This window comes from Nocardia sp. NPDC004711, assembly GCF_053601595.1.
Genome location: NZ_JBSGCB010000008.1, coordinates 140,209 through 158,418 on the forward strand (window position 1 = coordinate 140,209; position 18,210 = coordinate 158,418).

General features: G+C 67.8%; 17 protein-coding genes. 8 read left to right on the forward strand and 9 right to left on the reverse strand.

What is annotated here, in order from left to right; all coding sequences use genetic code 11:
- The first annotated feature begins 9 nt into the window (after window positions 1-9).
- Entirely contained in the window at window positions 10-1,482 is a 1,473-nt protein-coding gene (locus ACWEKS_RS10065) for an FAD-dependent oxidoreductase (protein ID WP_452339736.1), read from the forward strand.
- Window positions 1,483-1,497: 15 nt separating this feature from the next.
- Window positions 1,498-2,364, forward strand: a complete 867-nt coding sequence (locus ACWEKS_RS10070) for an LLM class F420-dependent oxidoreductase (RefSeq protein ID WP_452339737.1) — start codon at window positions 1,498-1,500, stop codon at window positions 2,362-2,364.
- A gap of 345 nt (window positions 2,365-2,709) precedes the next feature.
- Here the strand turns inward: ACWEKS_RS10070 and ACWEKS_RS10075 are convergent, their stop codons facing one another.
- The 3 genes from ACWEKS_RS10075 to ACWEKS_RS10085 form a co-directional block, all read right to left on the reverse strand.
- Entirely contained in the window at window positions 2,710-2,925 is a 216-nt protein-coding gene (locus ACWEKS_RS10075; RefSeq protein ID WP_452339738.1) for a hypothetical protein, read from the reverse strand.
- Between the two features lie 89 nt (window positions 2,926-3,014).
- On the reverse strand, window positions 3,015-4,166 hold the full coding sequence (locus ACWEKS_RS10080) for a DUF222 domain-containing protein (RefSeq protein WP_452339739.1): 1,152 nt from the start codon (window positions 4,164-4,166) through the stop codon (window positions 3,015-3,017).
- A gap of 100 nt (window positions 4,167-4,266) precedes the next feature.
- Window positions 4,267-4,710: a hypothetical protein gene (locus ACWEKS_RS10085; protein ID WP_452339740.1), complete on the reverse strand. Its 444-nt coding sequence runs from the start codon at window positions 4,708-4,710 to the stop codon at window positions 4,267-4,269.
- 119 nt (window positions 4,711-4,829) lie between these two features.
- On the opposite strand from ACWEKS_RS10085, the gene ACWEKS_RS10090 reads away from it, so the two are divergent.
- Complete coding sequence (locus tag ACWEKS_RS10090; RefSeq protein ID WP_452339810.1) at window positions 4,830-5,393, forward strand: TetR/AcrR family transcriptional regulator; 564 nt, start codon at window positions 4,830-4,832, stop codon at window positions 5,391-5,393.
- A gap of 113 nt (window positions 5,394-5,506) precedes the next feature.
- Here ACWEKS_RS10090 and ACWEKS_RS10095 read toward each other — a convergent pair whose 3' ends face one another.
- Window positions 5,507-5,971, reverse strand: coding sequence for a glutathione peroxidase (locus tag ACWEKS_RS10095; protein WP_452339811.1), 465 nt, complete (start codon window positions 5,969-5,971; stop codon window positions 5,507-5,509).
- A gap of 63 nt (window positions 5,972-6,034) precedes the next feature.
- Window positions 6,035-7,267, reverse strand: coding sequence for a cytochrome P450 (locus ACWEKS_RS10100; RefSeq protein WP_452339741.1), 1,233 nt, complete (start codon window positions 7,265-7,267; stop codon window positions 6,035-6,037).
- 307 nt (window positions 7,268-7,574) lie between these two features.
- Here ACWEKS_RS10100 and ACWEKS_RS10105 point away from each other — a divergent pair, with 307 nt between their 5' ends.
- Both ACWEKS_RS10105 and ACWEKS_RS10110 read left to right on the forward strand, forming a co-directional pair.
- On the forward strand, window positions 7,575-9,200 hold the full coding sequence (locus ACWEKS_RS10105; protein WP_452339742.1) for a GMC family oxidoreductase: 1,626 nt from the start codon (window positions 7,575-7,577) through the stop codon (window positions 9,198-9,200).
- 153 nt (window positions 9,201-9,353) lie between these two features.
- Window positions 9,354-10,349: a TIGR03617 family F420-dependent LLM class oxidoreductase gene (locus tag ACWEKS_RS10110; protein ID WP_452339812.1), complete on the forward strand. Its 996-nt coding sequence runs from the start codon at window positions 9,354-9,356 to the stop codon at window positions 10,347-10,349.
- A gap of 465 nt (window positions 10,350-10,814) precedes the next feature.
- On the opposite strand, the gene ACWEKS_RS10115 is transcribed toward ACWEKS_RS10110, so the two are convergent.
- Window positions 10,815-11,423, reverse strand: coding sequence for a TetR/AcrR family transcriptional regulator (locus ACWEKS_RS10115; RefSeq protein ID WP_354838960.1), 609 nt, complete (start codon window positions 11,421-11,423; stop codon window positions 10,815-10,817).
- Between the two features lie 103 nt (window positions 11,424-11,526).
- On the opposite strand from ACWEKS_RS10115, the gene ACWEKS_RS10120 reads away from it, so the two are divergent.
- Both ACWEKS_RS10120 and ACWEKS_RS10125 read left to right on the forward strand, forming a co-directional pair.
- Window positions 11,527-12,642, forward strand: coding sequence for a hypothetical protein (locus ACWEKS_RS10120; protein WP_452339743.1), 1,116 nt, complete (start codon window positions 11,527-11,529; stop codon window positions 12,640-12,642).
- Between the two features lie 2 nt (window positions 12,643-12,644).
- Complete coding sequence (locus ACWEKS_RS10125) at window positions 12,645-13,670, forward strand: phosphotransferase family protein (protein WP_452339744.1); 1,026 nt, start codon at window positions 12,645-12,647, stop codon at window positions 13,668-13,670.
- Window positions 13,671-13,771: 101 nt separating this feature from the next.
- Here the strand turns inward: ACWEKS_RS10125 and ACWEKS_RS10130 are convergent, their stop codons facing one another.
- Window positions 13,772-15,304 (reverse strand): MFS transporter, encoded by a 1,533-nt coding sequence (locus tag ACWEKS_RS10130; RefSeq protein ID WP_452339745.1) that lies wholly within the window; start codon window positions 15,302-15,304, stop codon window positions 13,772-13,774.
- A gap of 156 nt (window positions 15,305-15,460) precedes the next feature.
- Here ACWEKS_RS10130 and ACWEKS_RS10135 point away from each other — a divergent pair, with 156 nt between their 5' ends.
- Window positions 15,461-16,198: a TetR/AcrR family transcriptional regulator gene (locus tag ACWEKS_RS10135; protein ID WP_452339746.1), complete on the forward strand. Its 738-nt coding sequence runs from the start codon at window positions 15,461-15,463 to the stop codon at window positions 16,196-16,198.
- A gap of 18 nt (window positions 16,199-16,216) precedes the next feature.
- Here ACWEKS_RS10135 and ACWEKS_RS10140 read toward each other — a convergent pair whose 3' ends face one another.
- Together ACWEKS_RS10140 and ACWEKS_RS10145 are read right to left on the reverse strand one after the other, a co-directional pair.
- Window positions 16,217-17,377, reverse strand: coding sequence for a low temperature requirement protein A (locus ACWEKS_RS10140; protein WP_452339747.1), 1,161 nt, complete (start codon window positions 17,375-17,377; stop codon window positions 16,217-16,219).
- A 21-nt stretch (window positions 17,378-17,398) separates the two neighbouring features.
- Complete coding sequence (locus ACWEKS_RS10145) at window positions 17,399-18,124, reverse strand: SDR family oxidoreductase (RefSeq protein ID WP_452339748.1); 726 nt, start codon at window positions 18,122-18,124, stop codon at window positions 17,399-17,401.
- Window positions 18,125-18,210 lie beyond the last annotated feature (86 nt).

The following is an 18,210-nucleotide window of genomic DNA, read 5'->3' on the forward strand; positions in this document are numbered from 1 at the left end:
ACAGAGACAATGGCGGAAACCGCAAGCGTCCGACCGCTTCTGGCCAGCGAGGTCGAGACCTGGGACGACCAGGCCGACGTCGTGGTCGTCGGCTTCGGCATCGCCGGGGTGTGCGCGGCCATCGAGGCCGCCCGCTCGGGGGCCGACGTCCTGGTGCTGGAACGCACCGGCGGCTGGGGCGGTGCGGCCGCCATGTCCGGCGGCTTCATCTATCTCGGCGGCGGTACCGCGCTGCAGCGGAAACTGGGCTTCGAGGACACCGCCGAGAACATGGAGGCATTCCTCACCGCGGCCCTGGGCCCGGGCGTCGACAAGGCCAAGATCCACGACTACTGCCAGGGCAGTATCGAGCACTTCGATTGGCTGGTCGCCCAGGGTGTTCCGTTCAAGGAGGAATTCTGGGGCGAGCCCGGCTACGAGCCGCCCGGCGACCAGGGCCTGATGTACTCCGGCGGCGAGAACGCCGCACCGTTCAAGGACTCGATCCCGCCCGCGCCGCGCGGTCACCTGGCCTGGACCAAGGACAAGAAGCTGGGCGAGAAGGGCGGCGGCTACATGCTGATGGAGCCCCTCGCCCACAAGGCCGACGAACTCGGCGTGCGACACGAATACGACGCGCGCCTGCGCCGGCTCATCGTCGACGAGACCGGGCGCGTGGTGGGCGTGGCCGCCACCCGCTACGGCAAGCCGGTACACGTGCGCGCCGAACGCGGCGTGGTGCTGGCCACCGGCAGCTTCGCCTACAACCATGAAATGGTGCAGCGCTACGCGCCCAAGATCTCCGGCCGGCCCACCGCCACCGTCGAGGAGCACGACGGCATCGGCATCCGGGTCGCCCAGGCGCTGGGCGCGGATCTCGCGCACATGGACGCCACCGAGGTCGCGCTGGTGGTGGACCCGCAGGTGGTAGCGCGCGGGATCCTGGTGAACGGGCGCGGGCAGCGCTTCATCACCGAGGACACCTACGCCGGGCGCATGGGTCAGGCCGTGCTGCAGGAGCAGGGCAATCAGGCGTACCTGGTGATCGACGAACTCGCGCTGGAGGAGGCGATGGAGAGCAAGTCCTCACTGTCGTTCCTGCGCACCGCGCCGACCTGGGTGGCCGAGACGGTCGCCGAACTGGAAAGCGAGATGGGCCTGCCGGAGCACACCCTGCAGGCCACCGTCGACCTCTACAACCATCACGCGGAGCAGGGCGAGGATCCGCTGCTGCACAAGAAGACCGAGTGGGTCAAACCCATCCGCACCCCGCTCGGCGCCTACGACCTGCGCGGCTACACCGGCGGTTTCACCCTGGGCGGCCTGCGCACCGACCTGGACTCCCGAGTCCTCCACGTCTCCGGCGAACCCATCCCCGGCCTGTACGCCGCGGGCCGCGTCACCTCCGGCATCTGTGCCGGCGGCTACGCCTCCGGTTGCTCCCTCGGCGACGGCAGTTTCTACGGCCGCCGCGCCGGCGTCTCCGCCGCCAAGCAGCTCTGAAAGGAGCCGTCCCCCATGCGATTCGGCATCGTCCTGTTCACCAGCGACCGCGGCATCACACCCGCGGCCGCCGCCAAGGCCGCCGAAGATCGAGGCTTCGACTCCTTCTTCGTCCCCGAGCACACCCACATCCCCGTCAAACGCGACGCGGCCCACCCCCAGACGGGCACCGCCGAACTCCCCGACGACCGCTACATGCGCACCCTCGACCCGTGGGTGGCCCTCGGCACGGCCGCCGCGGTCACCTCCCGCATCGAATTGTCCACCGCGGTAGCGCTGCCCACCGAGAGCGACCCCATCACCCTCGCCAAGACCATCGCCACCCTGGACCACCTCTCCGGCGGTCGCGTCACCCTCGGCGCCGGATTCGGCTGGAACACCGACGAACTCACCGACCACGGCGTACCCGGCAACAAGCGCCGCACCGTGCTGCGCGAATACATCGAAGCCATGCGCGCCCTCTGGACCGAGGAAGAAGCCTCCTACTCCGGCGATTTCGTCTCCTTCGGCCCCAGCTGGGCCTGGCCCAAACCGATCCAATCCCACATCCCCGTCCTCATCGGCGCCGGCGGCACCGAGAAGACCTTCAAATGGATCGCCCGCTCCGGCGACGGCTGGATCACCACCCCCTACGAATCCGACGTCTCCGCCTCCACCACCCTGCTGATGAAGCACTGGCAGGAAGCAGGCCGCCAAGGCACCCCCCGCGTGGTGGCCCTCGCCCACAAACCCGACCCCGAAAAACTCTCGGCCTGGTCCGAAGCCGGTGTCACCGACGTCCTCTACGGCCTCCCCGACAAACCCGAACCCGACGTCCTCGCCTACCTCGACCGCCTGGCAGGCAAACTCGCCCCACTGGGCCTGACCACCCCCACCGCCTGACCCGTCCCACTCGCAGCCCGGCGCAACACCGACCTCCCCGCCCGCAACAACCGCAGGCGCGGAGGTCGGTCTACGCAGGACAGCGACGCGAAGGTTGTCGAAAACTGCGCCACCGCCGAACATCCGAGCTTTCGGTTCTTGCTTTTGTTTTGTTTTGTCCTAAAAGGTGATCCGTGCAGTCCGCCGGCCGGGACCGAGGTCACGGCACCCGAGCCGCGTCAGCGAAAGTCCGGTAGGGCAGGCGACGCAACCACACTTCCAGGTACATCACCGCGCGAGGAATCCCGTTGCCAGTCATCCACCCTGGTTGTCTTCCCCCGAGTTACCTGGCCTCATGCATCTGAATCACATAGTGACGCGGGAGGTCCTGGCGTATGAACGTACCGCCCGCCGCTGGCCCGGCGTGCAATAGACATGGACGATCTCGGTCATGGCGTTGACCACCGGGCCCGGATCGATCAGAGGCCGAATCGGTTCGGCATCCGGAACTCCGGGAGCGGTAACCGGCGGCACCGCCAGCGCCGGAAACAGGAACTTCGCGCCCTCCGGGGAAGTGATCACCGAACCACCTGAGGGCGTGCGCCATTCGACCTTCCGGTCCGGATGGTGAACGACCTGCCAGCCATTGGCTCCATTGTCCGCGAGTGTCTTCAATCGATGGTGGCGACGACACCGGCATCCGAGATTCGACTCGACTGTGCGGCCGCCATTCTCGGGGTCCGTGTGATCGAATCGATCCTGATGGTCGAGATCGGTTCCGGCAGGGGGAACTCCGCAACCCGGTGCGCGGCAACCACCGTCGAGAGCGCGAACTCGCCTGGCCGCTCGGGCCGCAGGGCGGTATCGCAACTCGGAATCAGTGGCCCGCGCCGCGGGTACGGGTGCCGGTGCGGCCGGGTCGGTGATGATGTCGAAGCGGGCATGTCGTGCGATCTGGCGGGCCAGGTCGGCATCGATCGCACCGAGACCCGCGAGCAGTGCCGGGTTGTCCTGCAGACCGGCCAGTGTCTCCGCCGAAACCCCGACCTGCACAAGGGCTTTGCGCGCCGCAGGAGTCGGCTCGCCCGTATCGGTGCGGGGGCAGTCGGCGCACCCACATTCGCAGGCGGGCGGCCGCGGCCGTCTGCCAGTGCGACCAGTGCGTCAGCCCGGCGCTGATTGGTGGTGCGCGGATCGTTCCCGCAGCACTGAGTGGTCGCCATTTCCCGCAACCGTTCATAGAGCGCCTGCCCACCGGCGGCGGGCAGCACCCCATCGAGCAGCGCGGTGCCGTCATCGGCCGCGGTGACCTTCACATACCGGTCCGCCTCTGCGGACTTACGCCGCGCGGCCTGACCCGCCGGATCCGCCTCCAGCAGCCACCGCCGCAGCGTCCGCCGAACCCGCTGCGGCTCAGCATTTTCCGCATACGCGACGATCCGCGACTCCAACTCCGCGACCAGATCCTCGGAAGCATTGGCCAGCGTTTCACTGATCGCCCGCACCCGTGGCAGGTCGATCCGGCCATCGGCGAAAGCCTCGCGAGTACCGCTGTATCGGTTGTCCAAGCCCAGACCGAGCGCGATCAGCCCGTCCGCCGACCGCTGCGATACCTTCAGCGCGATCCCGATCTCGGTGGCCGCATCCTCGCCCGCATACAACGCACCGACCCCCAGCTCCAACTGCTGCTCGCGCCGCAGCCGATACAGCTGCGTCATCAACTCGACCTCTTCGGCCTGGGCCGCAGCAATCATCGAGTGCACCACACGGAGTCGCTCCACCACCTGCACGGCGGCGAAGCCCTCACCAGTTGATTCACTCATAGATTCGATCATAATTTCGAATCCGAGGACACGGAAGCAAGATAGCCGAGACACGCCTTGAAAATCTCTGGCTAACAATTGGATTCGCGCCGCGTGCGGTCTAATTACAGGCGGCGATCCGTTGCAGGATTCGCAGCGCTCCGACCGCAGCGAGCTCGCGGAACTTCCCTCCGGCCGCGACTCGGCGATAGAGGGCATCAGCGTCGCGGAGCACGAGCAGCCCGCCACCGGCGATCCAATGAGCCCAGTCGTCGTAGGCGAGCTCGGCGGCGGCATCGGAGCCCGGCTCGGCGATCAGGAGCAGACGCAGCGGCGTACGCCACCCACGAACCTCGCTGCCGTAGTCACCCGGCCCGGCCTCGTCGCGATTGCCCGGCGCAGCCTCATCAGCGTGAGCGGCGACTTCCAGAATGACGCCCTTGCCCGCATAGGCGCGTGCAGCTTCGGACAATGCGCGAGCCTCGTCGACCGGCCACGATCCGTTGATCCGCTCGATCAACGCCGACATCTCGCGCGCGGTGACCTGGGGCGCGATGCGGTTCATTCGAAAGCCTTTCCGATGCGCCCTCATTCATACGGTTCGCGCATACCGCGAGTTGCTCGGCGGGCTCGGCCATAGTAGCATCCGGACACGTGTCTGATCCCCTTTCCGCCCGCCCTGCGGTGAGCATGGAGGCCACTCGCCGGCGACTCACCGAGAAGCAGGCCGATACCGTGGACCGCCTGACCCGGGCAGCCATGGATGTGCTGTCGCGGGAGGGATTCGCCGGGCTCACCGTGCGCATGGTGGCGGCACAGGCCGGAGTGGGCACGGCCACCGCGTACACGTATTTCTCGTCGAAGGAACACCTGGTCGCGGAGATGTTCTGGCGCCGATTGGCCGCCACCGAGCCGCCCGCCGCGGAGGGCGCCGATGCGACCGCGCGGGTGCTGGCGGTACTGCGGCAGATCGCGCTGCTACTGGCCGACGAGCCGACCCTCGCGGGCGCGGTGACGGCCGCGCTGCTGGGGACCGATCCGGATGTGGCACATCTGCGGCTGCGGATCGGTGGCGAGATCCGGCGGCGATTGATCGACGCACTGGGCGCGGACGCCGATCCCGAACTCGTGGAAACACTCGAAATGATCTACGCGGGCGCACTGGTGCGCGCGGGCATGGGCTATGTGTCCTACGCCGAGATCGCCGATCGCATGGAGAAATTCGCCCTGCGCGTGCTGCGGAGCTGAAACCTACCGCAACGACCATTCCACGATGGTGATGCAGCTGCAACAGCCGTGCGCGGTGCGGTACCGCCGCCGGGCACGGCCGTCGTAGAGCTGAGCTACCGGAGCCCTCCGAGCTACAGCGCGCCCTCGAGGGCGGAGACCACGGCCGGATCCTTCGGCTCGGTGCGCGGACGGAACCGCCCGAGCACCGCGCCATCGCGCCCGATCAGGAACTTCTCGAAGTTCCACTGGATGTCCCCGGCCTCGCCGGCGGCGTCCGCGACCTGGGTCAGCTCCTGGTACAGCGGAATCCGGCCCTCGCCGTTGACCTCGCTCTTCTCCAGCAGCGGGAAGTCCACCCCGTAAGTGGCGGAACAGAATTCCGCGATCTCCTCGGCGCTGCCGGGCTCCTGGCCCATGAACTGGTTGCACGGCACACCGACCACGGTGAAGCCCTGCGGCCCGTAGGTCTGCTGCAGTTCGACCAGGCCCGTGTACTGCGGGGTGAGCCCGCACTTGGAGGCGACATTGACCAGCAGCACGACCTTGTCGCCGGCCAGTTCGGCCAGTGTGGTGGGCTTGTCGGTCAGCGTGCGCAGCGGAATTTCGCGAAGATTGGTCACAAACACGAATGGTAGAACGAGTTCGATGAGGTCACCGGTTCAGGAGTAGCTCACCTGCCAGTGTTTGATCCCGTTGATCCAGCCCGACCGCAGCCGTTGCGGCGCCGCGACCTCGGTGATTTCCGGCATGGCGTCGGCAATGGCATTGAACATCAGGTCGATCTCCAGCCGCGCCAGATTCGCGCCCACGCAGAAGTGGTTTCCGGTCCCGCCGAATCCGACGTGCGGATTGGGATCGCGCTCCACATCGAATTCGAAGGGGTGGTCGAAGACCTCCTCGTCGAAGTTGGCGGAGCTGTAGAACAGCCCCACCCGCTGCCCCTCCAGAACTTTCTGCCCGCCGATTTCGGTGTCGCGCACGGCGGTCCGCTGGAAGGCCGAGACCGGCGTCGCCCAGCGCACGATTTCATCGGGTGCGGTGCGCGGCCGGCGCTCCTTGTACAGCGCCCACTGATCGGGGTGATCCACAAAGGCTTTCATGCCGTGCGCGATGGCATTGCGGGTGGTTTCGTTGCCCGCCACCGACAGCAGGATGACGAAGAAACCGAACTCGTCCGAACCCAGGGCCTCACCGTCCACATCGGCGGTCACCAGCTGGGAGACGATATCGCCGACCGGGCGGGCCCGGCGCTGTTCGGCCATGTTGTAGGCGTAGCCGAGCAGTTCGGCATTGGCGGTCATATTGCTGCCGGCGAATTCCGGATCGTCGTAGTTGAGCAGCTGATTGGACCAGGTGAACAGCTTGTGGCGGTCGTCCTGCGGCACGCCGAGCAGTTCCGCGATGGCCTGCAGCGGCAGCTCGCACGCGACCTGCTGGACGAAATCGCCGCCGCCACTCGCCTTCGCCTCCCGCACGATCTTTGCCGCGCGTTCGGTGAGCGCGGCCCGCAATCCCTCGATGGCGCGCGGGGTGAATCCCTTGGAGACGATGCGCCGGATCTTGGTGTGCTTGGGCGGATCCATATTCACCAGCAGCGCCTCGCGCCCGAGTTCGAGCTGTTCGGGTTCGGAGTCGGCGGGCATCTTGATGATGGAGCCCTTGCGATTCGAGGACCAGAGTTCCGGTCTGCGGGAGATCTCCTTGACATCCTCGTGGCGGGTGATCACCCAGTAACCGTCGTCGTCCATGGGTGCGGCCTGCTCGGGAGTCTGGGCATTCCACCAGACCGGCGCGGTGCGGCGCAGCAGTGCGAACTCCTCGGCGGGGCTGTGGTCGGCCCAGAGCGCGGGATCGGTGAAATCGAAGCCGGCCGGTAATGACGGAACAGACACTGTTCCTCCTCGGGCAAGGTGCCGCTATGATCACGAAATTGGAACGTGTTTCACAGAAATTGAACCATGCCGACCTGCGGCTGGGCAGCGTTTCCGGCCTCCGATCCCCCGGTTCCCGCACGCCCTGCGGGGCCGTTACCCCGCAGCAGTGAATCTGCAACATGTTCAACGAGGACCCGACGCGCCTGCAAGATCGCTCAACCGGCCTTGAAGTCGATCTTGTGACTGGACATCATGTCCACTGTGTCGGCAGACTAGAACTTGTTCTACAGTGATGCCAGGCACACTCGAAGATGAGGTAACTGATATGACCGCTTCCCCGGGCTCCACGTCCGAAGCCGATTACGTCGTCGTTGGCGCGGGCAGCGCCGGCGCAGTATTGGCCGGACGGCTCGCTCAGCGTGGCGCGAGCGTGATCCTGTTGGAGGCCGGGCGCAAGGACAACACCCAGCTGGTCACCCGCCCCGGCATGATCTCGATGGTCCACACGGTTCCGCAGCTGAAGAAGCTGGTGGCGTGGAAGCAGTACTCGGTCCCGCAGAAGCACGCCAACGACCGGCTGATCCCGATGACCCGCGGCAAGGTGCTGGGCGGCTCCAGCTCCATCAACGGCATGCTCTACGTGCGCGGCAACCGCGCCAACTTCGACTCCTGGGCCGCCGAGGGCAACACCGGCTGGAGCTACGACGAGGTCCTGCCCGCCTACAAGCGCCTCGAGAACTGGGTCGACGGCGCGGACGACTACCGCGCCACCGGCGGCCCGATCGAGGTCACCCGCCCCCGCGAGATCACCCCGATCTCCGAGGAGTTCATGACCGCCGCGTCCGAGACCCTCGGCGCGCCGATCATCAAGGACTACAACGGGGCGTCGCAGGAAGGCCTCTCGATCTTCCAGCAGAGCGTGAAAGACGGTGTGCGCTACAGCTCTTCGCGCGGCTTCATCACCAACATGCCGAACTCGAACCTGACCGTGCTCACCCACGCGCAGGCCACCCGCGTGGTGATCGAGAACGGCCGCGCCACCGGCGTCGAGATCGCCGAGAAGAACGGCTCGCGCCGCATCGTGCGCGCCGCCAAGGAGGTCATCGTCTCCGGCGGTGTCGTCGGATCGCCGCAGCTGCTCATGCTCTCGGGCATCGGCCCGGCCGGGCACCTGCGCGACCTCGGCATCGAGGTGGTCGCCGATCTGCCCGTCGGCCAGAACCTGCACGACCACCTGTTCGTGCCGATGACCTTCGTGTCCAAGAAGGCCATCCACCGCGGCATCCCCACCTACTTCGCGCGCGGCATCCTCAAGGAGATGCGCAACCCGGGCAGCTCCTTCATGGGCCGCACGGTCTTCGAGGCCGCCGGCTTCGTCAAGACCAAGTTCGCCGAGGGCGACCACCCGGACATGCAGATCCACACCCTGCCGTGGAGCTACCCGACGCCCAACCAGGACGCCGACAAGCTGCACCTGGTGGACCGCCGCCCGGCGCTCACCGTCATGCCCAGCCTCATCTACCCGAAGAGCCGCGGCGAACTGAAGCTGGCCTCCGCCGACCCGTTCGCCTCGCCGCTCATCGACCCGGGCTACCTGACCGACCCGTGGGACACCGAGTTCCTGATCGAGGGCATCAAGATGATCCGGGAGGTCATGTCGCACAAGAGCATCGCGGGCGACATCACCGAGAACTTCTTCCCGGGCCAGGAGTGGGCGGACGAGACCGCGCTGCGCCGCGAGCTGCCCAACCGCGTGCACTCCATCTACCACCCGGTCGGCACCTGCCGCATGGGTGTGGACGAGCGCGCGGTCGTCGACCCGACGCTGAAGGTGCACGGCATCGAGGGCCTGCGCGTGGCCGACGCCTCGATCATGCCGAGCATCACCGGCGGCAACACCAATGCGCCGAGCTACATGATCGGCGAGAAGGCGGCCGAATTCATCGGCTGACCACGAGCCCGCGGAGGAGTGCTGCTACTTCCCTGGCGGCTCCCCCGCGCGGGTCGGCGGATCACGACCACCGCTGACCCGAAACAGCCCCGGGCCTACTACCTCTCGGCCCGGGGCTGTTGTTTTCTCGTATCAGGAGGAGTCACGGTGTCCCTGCCCGTCGATATCTGGCTGAACGCGCCACTGGCCGAATCCGCTTCCCGCGCAGCGCGATTGCGCGAGCTCGGCGTGGACGGGGTGTTCACCTTCGAGGGCGCGCACGACGTGTTCCTACCCTTGACACTGGCCGCCACGTCCGGGGTCGACATCATGACCAATGTGGCCATGGCGTTCCCGCGCAGCCCGATGCATCTGGCGCACACCGCATGGGATCTGCAGTCGTTGTCGGGCGGGCGGTTCCGGCTCGGGCTCGGCAGTCAGATCCGGACCCATATCGAGCGGCGCTACGGCAGCACCTGGTCGGAGCCGGTGGAGCGAATGCGCGACACCGTGCTGGCGGTGCAGGCGATCCTGCGGGCCTGGCAGGACGGGGAGCGGCTGGACTACCGCGGCCGGTTCTGGCAGCACACGCTCATGACCCCGCAGTTCGATCCGGGGCCGAATCCCCATGGGGCGCCACCGGTTCTGGTCGGCGCACTGGGGCCGCGCATGACCACCATGGCGGCGGAGGTGGCCGACGGACTGCTGGTGATGCCGTTCAATACCGAGCGGCACTTCCGGGAGCGAACCCTCGCCGCGGTCGCGCAGGGGCGCGGTGAGTCGACCCGGCCCTTCGAGATCATCGTGGAAGCCATTGTGGCCATGGGCGATTCGGAGCAAGAACTGCTCGAGGCGCGCCGGGCGGTGCGAAACCTGCTGGCGTTCTACGGTTCCACGCCCGCCTACCGTCCGGTCCTGGAGGTGGAGGGCTGGGCGGAGCTGCAACCCGAGCTGAACCTGCTCTCGAAGCAGGGGCGGTGGCGGGAGATGGCCGGGCTCATCGAGGACCCGATGGTGGACGCGCTCACCGTCAGCGGCACACCGGTCGAGTGCGCGCAGCTGATCCGTACCCGCTTCGGCGACAGCGCCGCTCGCGTCTGCTGCTATTTCCCGGGCTATCGGGCCACCGATGCCGCCATCGCCGACCTGGTGACCGCGCTGCACTCCTGAAGGTCCACTCTCCACGAAAACTGCCCATCAGCAGGCATTTTCGCAATTACAAGATCTTGTTAAGGCCGTGCCAAGCGCGGCTGGGCATCGTTTGTGTCAACGCCGGAACGCACCGGCGGACCCAACGAGCCACCATCCGGGGGTGGGAACGCTGGGGCCGACCCGTCTACGAGGGGTGGCGGGTCGGCCACAGCAAACCAACCAACCGGTACTCAATTGGGGACATGGCCTACCGCGAAGGGGGTGGTAGGCCAGCGCAGAACCCGCCGAGTCCGACCACGAGGGGTGTCGGACTGGGCGGGTTCTTTGTGTGGCAGGCTAACGGTTAGCGATCTTGTTCGTCCGATTTGTGGCCTAGTCCGCCCGGCACACGGCATCATGTAGGTAAGTGCGCCAAGAAGATTGGGATTGCCGATGGAAACCGTGGTCGTCTTCGTACTGGCCTGCCTGATCTACTGGTGGGGCCTACTCTGACGTGGGAGTTTGCGCGACCGCATGCAGCGCGTCCGCGATGCGGCGGCTGAAGTGGTCGGCATCCTCGGTGCCGTGCGTGAGCGCGCGCATCAGGGTCGCACCCCGCAGGAATTCGAAGATCGCCTCGACATCGCAGGCACCGGCCGCCTGACCCGATTCGGCAGCGGCCATGAGCAGCTCGCGCAGGGCCTGAATCGTCGGCCGCTCGCCGCCGTCGAGCAGGCGGCGGTAGCTCTCCCGATCGTCGTGATACTCCGAGAGCAGGCCGGGGATGGCCGAGCGGGCCGCCGGGTGCGCGGCGGCATTGAGGAACAGGCGCGTCCAGGCCAGTAGGTCGGCACGCAGGTCGCCGCTGGGAACCGGGTGATTCTCGGTGTCCAGGGCGAAGATCGCATCCTCCACCAGGGCACGCTTGCCGGGCCAGCGGCGGTAGATCGAGGTCGTGACGACTCCGGCACGCCGGGCCACTGCCGCGATGGTGGTGGCCTGGTAGCCGTCGCGGACCAGGAGTTCCTGGGTCGCGGTGAGCACCAGGGCGTCCAGTTGCGGGTCGCGGGGTCGGCCGGGGCCGGGGCGGGTGGTCCCGGTGGCTGCGGTCACGGGGCTCCCCTCTCGCTCGGGTCGGTGGCAAATTCTGAAACAGGTTACATCGTCGTCCGATTTGGAATACGGTATGGCCCGTATTCTAATTCAGGAGGCACCCGTGCTGACGCCCCAGGACGAACTGCTCGCCCACCAACTCCCCACCACCTTCGACCACGTCCAGCAGAGCGATCTGCGCTGGACCGAACGTGTCGTCCTGTACGGCTTCGACACCACCGGCGAGATCAGCGTGATGACCGGCATGGCGCGCTACCCCAACCGCAATGTGCTCGACGCCTACGCCATGATCACGATCGGCGACAAGACCGCCCACGTGGTCCGGCTCTCGCGCGAGATCGGCGACCGCTACGACGGCCTCGCCGACTGGCAGGTCGGCCCGTACAAGTACGAGATCGTCGAACCGCTGCGCAAGGTGCGCGCCACCCTCGGCGACAACGAGCACGGGGTGCGGCTGCAACTCGACTTCGAGGGGGAGTTCCCGGCGTACGAACAGGAACCCGCCTTCTTCCGCAGCCGCGGCCGGGTGCGCGAGGACGCCCGGCGCTACTACCAGAACGGGCGCATCTCCGGGTGGATCGAGGTGGCGGACAGCCGCTTCGAGATCGATCCGGAGACCTGGTGGTTCGGGCGCGACCACTCCTGGGGCACCCGCCACGGCGGGGGCGGCGGCAGCCTCGGCGAGGGCGAGGGCCTGCAGCCGGGCGACATCCCCGACGGCGTCCTCTACTACATGGGCATCTTCCAATTCGAGGACGAACTGGTGCATTTCGCGCAGCGCGAGACCGCCGACGGGCAGCGCTGGCACTTCGAGGGCACCGTGCTGGCCCCGATCGGCTCCGCCGCGCAGCCGGTCCCGATCGTCAGCACCGGCCACGCGCTGACCTTCCGCGACGACTTCCGCATCGTCAGCGGCGGCAGCTTCACCGCGCGCGGCGTCGACGGCCGCGACCGTGAATTCACCATCACGCCGGTATCCGGCTTCTGGCCCGGCCTCGCGGGATACGACCACTACCGCGGCTACGCCTCCGGACTGTGGAAGGGTGCGGACTGGAGCGACGGCTTCACCGCCGACCTCACCGACACCGCGGACCTGCGGCAGGTCAGCATGCTCAGCGAGACCTTCTGCCGCATCGAGACCGCCGGCAAGGTCGGATACGGGCTGGTCGAAATGGTGTTCATGGGCCGCAATGCGCGGTACGGGTACGAGGGGTACTGACCGTGAGCACCACCCGAATTCCGGCCGAGCAGCTGGCGACGGCACTGGAACCGGCGGTACACGAGCATCTTTCGCCCACGGGGAACGCGCGCGTGCTCGAGCTCGCGCGCACCGAACGCGGATTCGCCACCGAAACCTATCTTTTCGAGGTCGAGGACGATTCCGGCCGCACTCCCCTGGTCCTGCGACGACCACCGGACCTGTCGCTGTTCCCGGACTACGATCTGCTGCGGCAGGTGCTGGTGATGCGCCGGCTGGCGGACACCGGGCTGCCGGTGCCGACCGTGGCCTGGCTGGAGCGGGGCGACAATCCGCTCGGCAGCCCGTATTTCGTGATGAACCGGCTGGAAGGCCGGGCGCCGGGCGACTATCCGTCGTACCACGCGGCCGGGAACTACTTCGAGGCCACGCCCGAGCAGCGGGCTCGCATGTGGTGGGGATGCGTGGACACCATCGCCGAGGTCAACCAGTTGGATTGGCGGGCACTGCGATTGGACTTCCTCGCGTTTCCCGAGCATGGCGCCGGGGTCGTCGAGCAGGGGGTGAACTATCTGGACGCCGCGCTGAAGTGGGCTTGCGAGGGAACGCCGCCGGAGACCTACCGGCGGGCGGTGGCGTATCTGCGCGACAACCTCTGCGAACCCGAGCAGCCGTGCCTCTGCTGGGGTGACGCCCGGATGTCGAACATCCTGTACGGCAACGACTTCCGGGTCCGCGGTGTGCTCGACTGGGAGATCGCCCACCTCGGTGCGCCGGAGTCGGATCTGGCCTGGCTGCTGTTCCTGGACTGGGCGTGCAGCGAGTACGAGGGCCATCCCCCGCTGCCGGGCACACCGACCCGCGCCGAGACCATCGCCTACTACGAGAAGCGGACCGGTCACGAGGTCCGCAACCTCGAATTCCACGAGGTCTTCTCGGCCGCCCTGCTGTCGATTCCCCTGCTGCGCATGACCCACCGCGTACAGCTCCCGCCGGAGATGAACATCACCGGCTTCTGCACTGCCCGCATCGAGCAATTACTCGACTGACACCTGCCGGCGCCGCGCTGTCGCGGCAGTGACTCCCTGCCGCGGCAACGACTCCGCCCCCGGCGTGCTGCCGGGGGCGGAGTCGTTCGCGGGTGCCGGGACTAGCGGGCTTCGACCAGGTCGGCCTCGGCCGGAACCCCTTCCGGCGCAGCCGGCTTCGCGCCCTTCATGAGGAAGAATGCGATCACGGTGGCAGCCAGCACCGCCGCCCCACCGGCCAGGAAGGTGTTCGACATGGCGTCGGTGAAGGCATCGCGGGCCGCGGACACCAGGCTGCCGTCACCGGTGGCGAAGGCTCCGGCGATGCCCTCCCGGGCCGCCGCCGGCGCGTCGGCGGGCATGGCGTCGGTGTAGGTACCGGCCAGCACCGCGCCGAGCACCGCGACACCGAGCGCACCACCGGTCTGCTGAATGGTGTCGTTCAGCGCCGAACCCACACCCGCCTGCTCCGGCGGAATCGCACCCATCAGCGCACCGACGGCGGCCGGCATGGCCAGGCCCGCACCGGCGCCGACCAGCGACATCGCCAGGGCCGGCAGCCAGAAGCCGGAGTCGGAGCTCAGCGCGGCCAGGGCGCCGAAGCCGCCCGCCAGCACCAGCATGCCGACCAGGGCGACGGGACGCACACCCAGCTTCTGCACCAGCGCGGCGCCCAGACCGTTGAACACCAGCGCGGTCAGCGCGAACGGCGTGAAGGCGAGGGCCGTCTTGATGGGCGAGTAGCCGAGCACGAACTGCAGGTACTGGGTCAGCACCAGGGTCAGGCCGGCATTGGCGAAGGTGGCCAGCACCAGCGAGAAGCTGGATCCGGTGAAGACCCGGTTGCGGAACAGCTGCAGCGGAACCATCGGGTGCTCAGCCGTCAGTTCACGAATCACGAAGGCCACCAGCACCGCAACCGCCAGCACGAGCGTCGCCCAGGTGCCGTGCAGGCCCTTGGCCGGGAACTCGATGATGGACCACACCAGCGACACCATGCCGACGATCGAGAGCACCATGCCCGGCAGATCGATCGGACGGGCGGGGCCCTTGGATTCCGGCATCAGGGCGAAGGCGGCCGTGATGGCCAGTGCCGCGATCGGCACGTTCAGCAGGAAGACCGAACCCCACCAGAAGTGGTTCAGCAGCACGCCGCCCAGCACTGGGCCGCCGACCATGCCGAGCACGGACACACCGGTCCAGGCGGCGATCGCCCTGGGCCGCTCGTCCTCGTCGAACACGGTGATCAGGATCGACAACGTGCTCGGCATGATGAGCGCGCCGCCGACCGCCATGATCACGCGGCCGGAGATGAGCATCCCCGCGCTGGTCGCGTAGGCCGCGATGAGGGAGGCCGCGCCGAAGAGTGCCAGCCCGAGCACCATCACCAGCCTGCGGCCGAAGCGGTCCGACAGGCTGCCGGTGGTGAGCAGCAGGCCCGCGAAGACCAGGATGTAGGAGTCGATCACCCACTGCAGGGCCTGGGACCCGGCGTGCAGGTCGATCGCGATCTCCGGCAGCGCCACGGTGAGGACCATATTGTCGATCACCAGCACGAGCGTGGCCAGGCAGAGCACGACCAGGATCAGCCAGCGCTTCGGATTGCGCTGGGCCGCAGGCGATGTCAGCGCCTCGGTCAGTTCGTTCGCAGTCATTTCGGTTCCCCTTCGAGAAGCTCTTCCGCACACTGTGCGGCGTTGTCGAACACTGTACGGTCTACGTACACTGTTCGCAATACAGAACGGTGTACGGCAGAACGAACGGCGTTCTAGCTGGGGTTATGCTGTTCCGCAGACGAAGGAGGAAGAGCCATGGCGGCCAAGGCACAGGAGTTCTCGTCGGTGTGGACCCGCCCGCAGCGACAGCGGCGAGATCAGCCCGCACTGAGCCGGGAACAGATCGTGTCCGAAGCCCTCGCGCTGCTCGATACCGAGGGCTATGACGCGCTCAGCATGCGCAAGCTCGGTTCCCGCCTCAATGCCGGAGCCACCTCGCTCTACACGCATGTCACGAACAAGGACGAGATTCTGGAACTGGTGATCGACGAGGCGTTCGGCGAGGTCCACGAGCCCGCCACCATCGCATCGGAGAACTGGCGCGCCGATCTACTCGCGCTGGGTCGCGATGTGCGCGACACCGTCCTGCGCCACCCCTGGATGAGCACCGCCATCACCGGAGCCGGACTCGCCTACCTCGGCCCCAATCTCATGCGCCTGTCGAACGCCATGCTCGCGACCCTCGAAGCGGCCGGCTTCGACGACGGGGAGGCGGACCGGGCCTCGAATGCCTTCTGGGCCTTCGTCCTCGGCTCCGCCGGCACCGAAACCGCCATGCTCACCAGCGTCTCCCGCAGCGGGCTCAGCGAACAGGAATGGTTCGCCAAGATGATGGCCGTGTCCGAACAGGCGGTACGCGGTTACCCCCACGTCGCCAAACGGTACAGCGTCTACCGCGAACTCGACCCCACGCAGGCCAGGAACGACTTCTTCGACTCCGAGCTCGGACTCATCCTGGACGGACTGGAGTTTCGGCGCGACCGCGCCAAGTGACCTGCGGCGGCCGGTGATTCAGCCCAACGTCGCCAGCCGACGGCGCTGGGCCGGAGTCTCCACCACCACCGAGCCGATCACCAATCCGGCCAGCACGCTGAGCAATCCCGCCACCGGAATGTGGGTCGCGATCGGCAGCAGCCCCGCCACCAGCACGGCGGTGAGCACACGGATCACCACGACGCTCTCGCGAATTCCGGTGAAGGCGGCCCGGGTCAGCGCTACCGAGACCAGGTACACGATCACGCCGCCGACGACACAGTCCGCGGCGGTGGCATTCGACTGCGCGCTGCCGCCGGTCACCGTGATGCCCATCGACGCACCGGCCAGGGCCAGACCGAGCAGCAGCGGCAGGTGCCCGAAGGTGTAGAGGTGCAGCAGTTTTCCGGTGCGCGCCAGCTCGGTGTGCGACCCCGGGCGCATCCCGCTGCCATTGAAGTAGGACCACCACAGGCCCACGGTGAGCGCGAAGGCGGCGGCCGCGGTCACCGCCGCCCAGCCGGCGGTGTGCACCGCCGCGAGGCCATTGGTGAAGCCCAGCACGGATTCGCCCAGGATCACAATGGTGAAGAGCCCGAAGCGTTCTCGCAGATGGTCGGTCTCCTGCTCGACGCCGGCCAGCCGCCGGGTCACCACCAACGGCAGGGCCAGCTCCATGAGCATGGCCAGCGTCCAGGCGCCGTAGCGCAGCGGGCCGGCATCGCACGCGAGGCCGCCGAGCCAGCCCACCGCGCTCACGGCCGAACCCAGTGTGAACGAACGGAATACGGCCCGCAGTGCCGGATTCCGCCGGGAATCCCAGGCGTAGAGCAGGGCGACACCGGCCCGGGCCACCAGGTACGCGAGGACGAATCCCGCGTCCACGCCCCGGCTCTGGCCGACCGCGCCCGCGAACACCGCCATGCCCACGATGCCGGTCAGCCCGAAACTGGTGAGCAGGCGGTGGGCCGCGGTATCCCGATCGGCCCGATTGGCGTGCACCGCGTACAGGACCCAGGCCCACCACAGCGGCACGAACAGTCCGGCCGCCGCGGCCACCGATCCGGCATCGGGGTGCGCGCCCACCCGATGCGTGATCTGGCCGACGGCCGCCGCGAACACCAGATCCCCGAAGCATTCGAACCAGGTGGCCCGGCGCGGTGTGGTGGTTTCCGGTGCGGCGGCGGAGCTTTCGAGCATGCCGACCAAACTACTGGCCGGTCAGCGACCCGTCGCCAGACTGGTGCCGCCATTGGCGTCGAGCACGACGCCGGTGATGAATCCGTTGGTGGCCAGCATGTGGATGGCGCGGGCGATGTCCTCGGGGCGGCCGACGCGGCCGACCGGGGTGGTCGCCACCAGGCCGTCGAACAGAGCGGTGCGCTGCGCCTCGGGAACCCGGTCCCACCACGGGGTGTCGATGACGCCCGGGGAGACGGCATTGATGCGCAGCGGGGCGAGTTCGACGGCGAGCGGCGGCACCATGGCGTCGAGCGCGCCGTTGATGGCGGCCAGGCCCGCGGTGCCGGCGAAGGCCGAGCGGGACGAGCCCGCGGTCACCAGGGTGACCGAGCCCTGCGAATCCAGGTGCGGGAGTGCGGCTTTCAGGATGCGCACCTGTGGCCAGAACTTGCCGTCGAAGCCGGCGGCCAACTGGTCCAGATCGAGGTCGGCGAAGGGACCGCTGCCGGCCGAGCCGCTCACCGAGATGACCAGGTGGTCGATGGTCCCGGCCTGGGCGAAGAAGGCGTCGATATCGGCCTGGCTGGTGGCGTCGAGGGCGTAGCCGGTGGTCTTGCCGCCGATACGCGCGACGGCCGCGTCGAGCTTGTCCCGGCCGCGGCCGGTGATGACGACCTCGGCGCCGTCGGCCGCGAAGGCGGTGGCGGTGGCCTCGCCGATGCCGGAGCTGCCACCCATGACGACGACGCGCGGTGTTGTGGTCATTGTCGGAAACCCTCTCTGTCGCTGTCCGCTTATTCTTACGGAACTGACAGTCTCGACAACACTGTTGGCGAGACTTTTAGTCTCGA